Raw genomic sequence first — 6,809 nt, 5'->3', positions numbered from 1 at the left:
GCGGAGATTCTTGCGGCTGTGGCCGTTACGGCTGTTGTCCGTATCCTTGTTCTTGTAGTCATACTTACCATAGCCCAGGGAGTCATCCAGCTCTGCTTCAAGGCCATTCTCCATGAACTCTGCTATAGTTTCCTTAAATAAGTTCTGAATGTCCTCCATGCTGGTGACGTTGCTTTCTTGCAGCAGTGCCCGAATCTTCTCCCGGCGGGCTTGCTCTTCTGGGGTGCGTGATTTTCTGCTCATAAAAATACCTCCCAAGTGATGTTCCCATTTTACATCACTTGGGAGGTTTACACAAAATCCGGGGTAGACTCCGAAATCCTCGTCAAACTCTCCTGCCGCAATTTTGTGGAGAATCTTGGAGCCTCCGCGCAGAATCGTGATTGTGCCGCCCAATATTTCCACCAACGGCGCAATGTAATCCTTCACTTCCTGCACGTCGTAGCAGCCGGTATCGATGATATAAAACTCGTTGAAGGATTTGTACAGCCGGCGCAGGTATTCCTCTGCGGCCTCCCGTCCCATTTTGGCTGTCAGCTTGCCGAGGTCGATTTCCGATTCCTTGGAGAACTCCATCCAGCTTGCCGTGAAGTAGATGCCGCGAATATTTCGCTGAATCTTGTCCAGGCTGTCCTCGGAAAGCAGAATGTCCAGGCAATCCCTTGTGCGCGGCAGGACAAGCTCTGCCGATGTTGCCCGGAGGTTGGCTGTGCCGCCTCCGCATCTGCTGGCGCAAACGACGATGCGTCGGACATTGTAGAAGCTGTCAATCATGTCCTGCAGATAGCGAGAGAGTTTCTTGGGGTCATTGTGCAAATGCCGTGGAAGGAAATACACAGCCGCCTCTGCAGCATGGCTTCCGATGGCTGTCTGCAATTCCCGCTTCAATGTAGGGCAGGATAGGATGATGGTCTGTTTCATAATGTCATCCTTTGGGGCATTAGCCTGTATAGGCATCATCAACGGAGTTCTTGAAGTTTTGCTTTTCCAGCCATTTTCGTTCTTCTTCCGTTTCCGGGATGTCGATGCGCTCGATCTTGAAGATCACCGGGCGAGTTCCGTCATTGCAGCAGGCAATCATCATGCGGTCATCGTTCGTCCACTTACGCATAATGGAGCCGCCTTGAAGTGCGGCATATACATAGCGGCTGATGGCATCCCAAGCCTCGCCGCAGAATTTTCCGTTCATCAGGTGATAAAAATCATCCTGTTCGGGAGTCCGTTTCAAAAGGAATGTGTCTCCCGCTTTGAAACAAGGGCAGGGACCGGATTTGGGATCGGCGAGATACTTTTCCTGATAATCGGCAAATACCTTTGTTTCCAATACCGTTATTTTGCATTCGTATTGCATTTCATCACCTCATTGAATTTTGCATAAAAGTTGGGAGCGTGATACTCATGGGAATTTTCAGTTGGCTGTTCCGTTCACGGGACAAGCCCCAAAACAGCTACCACTTCAGCGGCTGGCCGTTTGTTTTCGGTAAGTCTGCCGCCGGAGCCAAGGTCAACGAATTCACAGCTATGCAGACCACGGTGGTTTACGCTTGCGTCCGCATCTTGGCGGAGTCATCGTAGGGTTGCCATATTTCATTCCCTGTAAATACAAGCCCTGCCTTATCACAAACGGAAGCAAGAAGTATTGTATCATTTAACGCATTGTGTTGAGCTTTCTTGCCAATTATTTGCAACTTGTCTGCTATTTTTTTCAATCCAGGTCGATGTTTTATTCCTTTTGGATAAATGACTTTTAGTAACGCAGGTTGGACATCAACTATCTTTTTAGCTATGGTACATATGGCCCACGCCTTTTCTTTTTTGTTTTTATTTTTTATCCATCTTACAGAAGTAGAAAGTCCCATTTTGTCGCAGTTGCCGAAAGAAAGTATATGTTTTACATCGAATTTTCGACAAAGATAAAAAATGTCTTGAAATGCGTCATTGCATTTTTTGCCGCCATCCACATTCTTCTGTGTAATTCCAGTCAATTCCTGACAGTATGATGTGATGATGGGATTGTGTACAGGTTTTACGAAGGATGAATATTTCGCTTTTATCCGATATTTTTCGTCAACAACCACAAAACCCACAGAAATAACTTCTCGTTGAGAATGTTTCATCCTTCCATCATCTACAAATTTGCCATTTATTTTCCTGCCATCACACGTCATTTCTACATCAATTAAGCCATAATACATTGTCATCACCACAAAAAAGGGAGCGTGATACATATGGGAATTTTCAGTTGGCTGTTCCGCTCACGGGACAAGCCCCAAAACAGCTACCACTTCAGCGGCTGGCCGTTTGTTTTCGGTAAGTCTGCCGCCGGAGCCAAGGTCAACGAATTCACAGCTATGCAGACCACGGCGGTTTACGCTTGTGTCCGCATCTTGGCGGAGTCCATCGCAGGGTTGCCGCTTCATGTCTACGAATATCGAGGGAATCCTAAAGGACTAGCTTCACGTCGCGGGAAAGAGCGAGTGCCGGGGCATCCGCTCTATTTTCTTCTCCACGATTCCCCCAATCCCGAAATGACATCTTTTATATTTCGAGAAACGGCGATGATTCACCTTCTTTTGTGGGGAATTTCTGATGTGTATGTAACTATTCAGTCGCCCCTCCTAAGGCCCGCATAGGAGTTCCCTGAAACAACAATTCTAATGCCCGCAGAGAAGTACATCCTCTCTTTTTTTCTGTGCTCAAATATGAATTGAACTTGGCGAAAAGTTTGGCACCCTCATCTGTGCGGAAACAGCCGCTTACTTTCTGCTTGACCTTTGCATGACGCAGATCACGCTCTGCCAGGTTGTTGTCAAACGGCACACTAAAGTCACAGAAGAACAGGCAGACTGCTTCATATAGCCGCTCCATGCGCTTTATGAAGGCATTCGCCTTTCCTCTGGCCTTGCGTCCCCTTCTTGCCTCCGCCTCCTGCTGTATGGGAGGATGTTCAACCTGCCCTATCTTGACAGCGTTGCTGAAGATTGTCAGGAACCGACCCATATAGTATTTTCCTGCATCCCCCTTTCCCTTGGCCATGCGCTTCTTCTTTGCCTCAAGCATAGACGTGAGAAGCCATGGGAAAAAACTGAAGAAGATGGAATGGGAATACATTTATGTACGCAATTCAATACAAGCAAGATTAAATTTCTATGATACGAACTTTGGAGAAGCAGATTAGAAGCAAAAATTCCTATATGTATAACGATAGATCTGGCTAAAACATTTCATGCCCCGTAACGATGCACACGTCAACAGATAAATCCTATGGTGCAGAGACCTTGCTGATGTCATTGAGGAAGTCCGTGATTTTCTGCCTTGCAGCCGGAATATCGCTGCTGTAGATATCCAGATAGCTTTCAACAGTCTTGGTCTGTGTCACATCTTGGATAGCTTTGAGGCTCTCGCCTATGCCGCCGCCTCCGTGCGTCACAATGGGGATCAGTGTCTTTCCTTTCCAATCATATTGCTTCAAGAATCCTTCCATGGCCATCGGCAGCGTATTCCACCAGAGAGGGTAGACAAGAAAAATCACATCGTAATTTTCCATCTGCGGCAAAGATCCCTTTAAGTTGGGGGCTTTGCCGCTTTCCAGTTCCCGCTTTCCTTCCTTGGTGGTTTCCCCATAGTCGGCGGGATAGGTTTTTGCTGTTCGAACGGAGAAAATATCGCCACCTGCCGCATCCTGCACCATATAGGCAATCATCTCGGCGTTGCCAATGATTTCATGCCCATCCTTCATGATAGAGGCACCGGAGACAGCATCTACATCGGACGGAAAATTCGTGTTGCCCACACGGCTGAAATATACCGTCAGTACACGTCCGGGAATCGAAACCTTGTCTCCGGCAATAACGGTCTTTTTTTCCACATATACTTGATGATACCAGCGGTCAAGGTAGGGCATACCGAAAATCCCGGCTGTTGCCAGTATGAATGCCATTCCAGCCAGGCATAAAAAAACTCTTCCGTGTATGTAGCGTCGGGCATGAAGCAGCAGATGGACAAACAGTAGCACCAATGCGCCTATGGCTGCGCCTAGATGAATGGAGCGCCAGTTCCATGTACTTTCCAACCGGAACCACGGAAACAAATCCCGGGACAGCACCATTCCCGAGAAAGCGAGAAGGAAGAGGCTCAAGGCGAAAAGGATAATGCTAATATTGTTCGCCAAGCGCAGTGGAGGGTATGTGCCGGCAAGTAAATGTGTATAGAAAGAACGATTCTTGATATTGTGCATAACAGTCAAGGCGATAAACAGGCAGCCAAGCACCTCATGTACTGGATGTGGCAGGAACATCCCACCCAGTTCTGCAAAGAAAAGGCACAGTAAAATGATGTCCAGTAATTTTTTAGAAGTTGTTTTTCGCATGGCAGCCTCACTTTGATGGGCGATTTTCGTTGCCCCAATCGCACAGCTTGTCTAGTACCTGTACCAGCGAATGACCTCGCTCGGTTAGGGAATATTCTACCTTCGGCGGCATTTGATCATAGACATAACGCTTAATCAATCCGTCTGACTCCAACTCTTTGAGCTTCTGGCTTAAGGTCTTGTCTGCCACTTTTTTCAGATAGCGTCGCATATCATTGAAGCGGACAGGCTCATATTCCATGAGGCAATACAGAATAACGGGCTTGTACTTTCCGGAAATGAGCGACAGCGTATAGCTGTAGCCTGTTGCATCAAAGTCCGCATCTTCGATTCTTTTCTTCTTCATAGCTTACCTCCAAGTAAGTACATTACAAAAAAATCAGTACTTGATTTAAGATTCCTAAGTCGTATAATAAAGTGAGTTGAAGGAAATGTCAATCAAAAGGAGAGGGAAAGCATGAGCAAGAAAATTGTGATTTTGAACGGAAGCCCGCGTCCTAAAGGGAACACTTCGGCATTAGTGGAGGAATTCAAGCGGGGTGCAGAAGAAGCAGGCTGCACGGTGACGGTTTTCGTGCTGGACAAGATGGACATCCACGGCTGCAAGGGCTGTTTTGGCGGCGGTAAAAATCCCGACAGCCCTTGCGTGCAGAAAGATGACATGGGCAAGATTTATCCTGTCTATCGTGAGGCAGATGTAGTGGTGCTGGCATCGCCTCTATACTACTGGAATCTCAGCGGACAGCTCCGCACCGCTTTTGACCGTTTGTTTGCGGTGGCAGAGTGCGACCCCAATTATAGGAATCCCAAGAAGGAGTCTGTCCTCCTCATGGCTGCAGAGGGGTATGGCTTCGATGATGCTCTGGGGTATTATCAGAACCTCATGAAACATCTCGGTTGGAAGGAACTCGGTCATGTACTGGCCGGGGGTGTCACGAAGGTTGGCGACATCAATGGTCATAAGGAGCTGAAGGAAGCATACGAGCTTGGCAAGTCTGTGGTAGCCGGAAATGGTCTCTGAAGGGATGTAATGGGACAAGTGCATCGCTATTGGTTTTTAGGGAAATACGCAGGGCTTTCTATTTATCGCAGATTATGCGGTTAGCAGATTTTATTGTTCTTTGAAATCAAGCCGGCAAAACAATCATTCCTTTCTGCACACATGAGGGCAGCGGCACAGAGCGATACATTGCCGATACAACCAGGGCTAAGGTTCTGGACAGATTGGAAATGCGTGGTAGTGTCGCACAAAACTCGCGGGATGAGGCATCGAAGGCACTTGCTGGAGTCTAAAAAAATTAGGATATTGAGGACAGATAACGCTTAGGGGGTGCAGATGCGCCCCCTTCTCTTTTTCTCAAAGCCTTGTCCCATGCGGCTTCCGAGGCATACTCGTTTAACGATAGTCAGGGGGGTGCAAGGGGTTCATCGTTAAGAGGGTTTGGGGGGTGCATCGTTATTTTGTATCAAAATTTGCGGTAAAGGGGAATTGATGATAACAATTCTTGGCTCCCTAGCTAATGAAAAAAGGTCACATTGAGGTCATATTGATGACATATAATCTATGTCAGCCGCTTGGTCAGGTGCCTGAAATGAAAATTTCAGGCAGAAAGGTTTTTGCCTGCCTGCTCTGCGGCTAGCCGAAAAAAGTGTTCAAATTGAAGGACTGAGACAGGTTATGAATCGTCGTGAGTTTATCAAGACAGCTGGCATAGGCACAGCCTGTCTGCTGGCCGGGTAGTTTTCAATGTTTGCAGAGGGGAGCGCAAGACGCATGGAAATCAAAGCCGTTAAACTTTATGAGAATGGTTTTATGACCCAGCCTTTTGCCATGGGACTGGAAGATGGCGAGGACAAATTCGACAAGAGCGTGAAATAAAAGAGCACAGGCAAGTACGTCTGCTCCATTTGCGGCACAGTCTATGACCCGGCTGTAGGTGACCCGGAGCATGGCATCCCCGCAGGTACGGCCTTCGAGGATTTGCCTGCGGACTGGAAATGCCCCGTTTGCAAGCAGGGCAAGGCCTATGGCTTTTGGACGCCGATTACGGAACGCCCGGAATGAATCCTCCACTTCAGCGTAGGACGGGTGGCAGAGTATCAGGAAATCAAACGCTAAGAAATAGCCTGACAGGGCGTGGCTTTGTCAGGCTATTTTTGTATAAAGAAAACCCCCGGTTAGACCGGGGGGTTCAATAGCCTTTTAGGTATGAGTCTTCAAAGGTAATAAATAGCCCTCCCATGATAAGATAACGTTGCGGTCCGTCAACTGCAACAAATCAATCACAGGAGGGTAATCAATGACTAAGAGTCATGATGTACATAGTCTATCACATACAAAATGGAACTGTAAATATCATATTGTGTTTGCGCCCAAGTACAGAAGGAAAGTATTCTTTGGGCAGAAGAGGTACGAGATAGGGCAGATATTGAGGGAGTT

Annotated in this window: 9 protein-coding genes and 3 pseudogenes; 6 read left to right on the top strand and 6 right to left on the bottom strand. The window is 47.5% G+C overall.

Annotated features, from left to right (window positions below; translation table 11 throughout):
• On the bottom strand, positions 1-921 hold a 921-nt coding region (locus BLW59_RS16870), incomplete at its 3' end, for a DUF1638 domain-containing protein (protein WP_217634655.1).
• Between the two features lie 19 nt (positions 922-940).
• Positions 941-1,351 (bottom strand): TIGR04076 family protein, encoded by a 411-nt coding sequence (locus tag BLW59_RS16865; protein ID WP_074699018.1) that lies wholly within the window; start codon positions 1,349-1,351, stop codon positions 941-943.
• 47 nt (positions 1,352-1,398) lie between these two features.
• Here BLW59_RS16865 and BLW59_RS17585 point away from each other — a divergent pair.
• Positions 1,399-1,569, top strand: a pseudogene (locus tag BLW59_RS17585) (phage portal protein); the annotation flags it as partial.
• On the opposite strand, the gene BLW59_RS16855 reads toward BLW59_RS17585, so the two are convergent.
• Complete coding sequence (locus BLW59_RS16855; protein WP_318258736.1) at positions 1,539-2,168, bottom strand: exonuclease domain-containing protein; 630 nt, start codon at positions 2,166-2,168, stop codon at positions 1,539-1,541. The pseudogene BLW59_RS17585 and the gene BLW59_RS16855 overlap by 31 nt on opposite strands.
• Before the next feature lie 60 nt (positions 2,169-2,228).
• Between BLW59_RS16855 and BLW59_RS16850 the strand changes: the two genes are divergently transcribed.
• Positions 2,229-2,633 carry a phage portal protein gene (locus tag BLW59_RS16850; RefSeq protein WP_318258733.1) on the top strand — a complete coding sequence of 135 codons (405 nt, stop codon included), beginning with the start codon at positions 2,229-2,231 and terminating at the stop codon, positions 2,631-2,633.
• An 87-nt stretch (positions 2,634-2,720) separates the two neighbouring features.
• Here BLW59_RS16850 and BLW59_RS16845 read toward each other — a convergent pair.
• The 3 genes and pseudogenes from BLW59_RS16845 to BLW59_RS16835 all read right to left on the bottom strand — a co-directional run.
• A pseudogene (locus tag BLW59_RS16845) lies at positions 2,721-3,000 on the bottom strand (IS66 family transposase); the annotation flags it as partial.
• A gap of 262 nt (positions 3,001-3,262) precedes the next feature.
• Positions 3,263-4,369 carry a flavodoxin gene (locus tag BLW59_RS16840; RefSeq protein ID WP_081348595.1) on the bottom strand — a complete coding sequence of 369 codons (1,107 nt, stop codon included), beginning with the start codon at positions 4,367-4,369 and terminating at the stop codon, positions 3,263-3,265.
• 7 nt (positions 4,370-4,376) lie between these two features.
• Positions 4,377-4,715 (bottom strand): winged helix-turn-helix transcriptional regulator, encoded by a 339-nt coding sequence (locus BLW59_RS16835; RefSeq protein WP_074699010.1) that lies wholly within the window; start codon positions 4,713-4,715, stop codon positions 4,377-4,379.
• A gap of 111 nt (positions 4,716-4,826) precedes the next feature.
• Between BLW59_RS16835 and BLW59_RS16830 the strand changes: the two genes are divergently transcribed.
• The 4 genes and pseudogenes from BLW59_RS16830 to BLW59_RS16820 all read left to right on the top strand — a co-directional run.
• Positions 4,827-5,390 carry a flavodoxin family protein gene (locus BLW59_RS16830; protein WP_074699008.1) on the top strand — a complete coding sequence of 188 codons (564 nt, stop codon included), beginning with the start codon at positions 4,827-4,829 and terminating at the stop codon, positions 5,388-5,390.
• Between the two features lie 657 nt (positions 5,391-6,047).
• Positions 6,048-6,110, top strand: coding sequence for a twin-arginine translocation signal domain-containing protein (locus tag BLW59_RS18410; RefSeq protein WP_081348596.1), 63 nt, complete (start codon positions 6,048-6,050; stop codon positions 6,108-6,110).
• A gap of 165 nt (positions 6,111-6,275) precedes the next feature.
• Positions 6,276-6,335, top strand: a pseudogene (locus BLW59_RS18405) (rubredoxin); the annotation flags it as partial.
• A gap of 334 nt (positions 6,336-6,669) precedes the next feature.
• Positions 6,670-6,809 (top strand): transposase (locus BLW59_RS16820; RefSeq protein ID WP_175463494.1); only part of this gene is annotated, 140 nt, incomplete at its 3' end.

This window comes from Selenomonas sp. KH1T6, from assembly GCF_900108415.1.
Lineage (GTDB): Bacteria > Bacillota > Negativicutes > Selenomonadales > Selenomonadaceae > Selenomonas_B > Selenomonas_B ruminantium_A.
The sequence above is the reverse complement of the archived record's forward strand: the minus strand, read 5'-3'. Positions and strand labels throughout refer to the sequence as shown.

Excerpts from the sequence above, each read along its gene's own strand:
- BLW59_RS16865 (WP_074699018.1), bottom strand. The coding sequence starts at position 1,351 with ATGCAATACGAATGCAAAATAACGGTATTGGAAACAAAGGTATTTGCC.
- BLW59_RS16855 (WP_318258736.1), bottom strand. The coding sequence starts at position 2,168 with ATGACGTGTGATGGCAGGAAAATAAATGGCAAATTTGTAGATGATGGA.
- BLW59_RS16850 (WP_318258733.1), top strand. The coding sequence starts at position 2,229 with ATGGGAATTTTCAGTTGGCTGTTCCGCTCACGGGACAAGCCCCAAAAC.
- BLW59_RS16840 (WP_081348595.1), bottom strand. The coding sequence starts at position 4,369 with ATGCGAAAAACAACTTCTAAAAAATTACTGGACATCATTTTACTGTGC.
- BLW59_RS16835 (WP_074699010.1), bottom strand. The coding sequence starts at position 4,715 with ATGAAGAAGAAAAGAATCGAAGATGCGGACTTTGATGCAACAGGCTAC.
- BLW59_RS16830 (WP_074699008.1), top strand. The coding sequence starts at position 4,827 with ATGAGCAAGAAAATTGTGATTTTGAACGGAAGCCCGCGTCCTAAAGGG.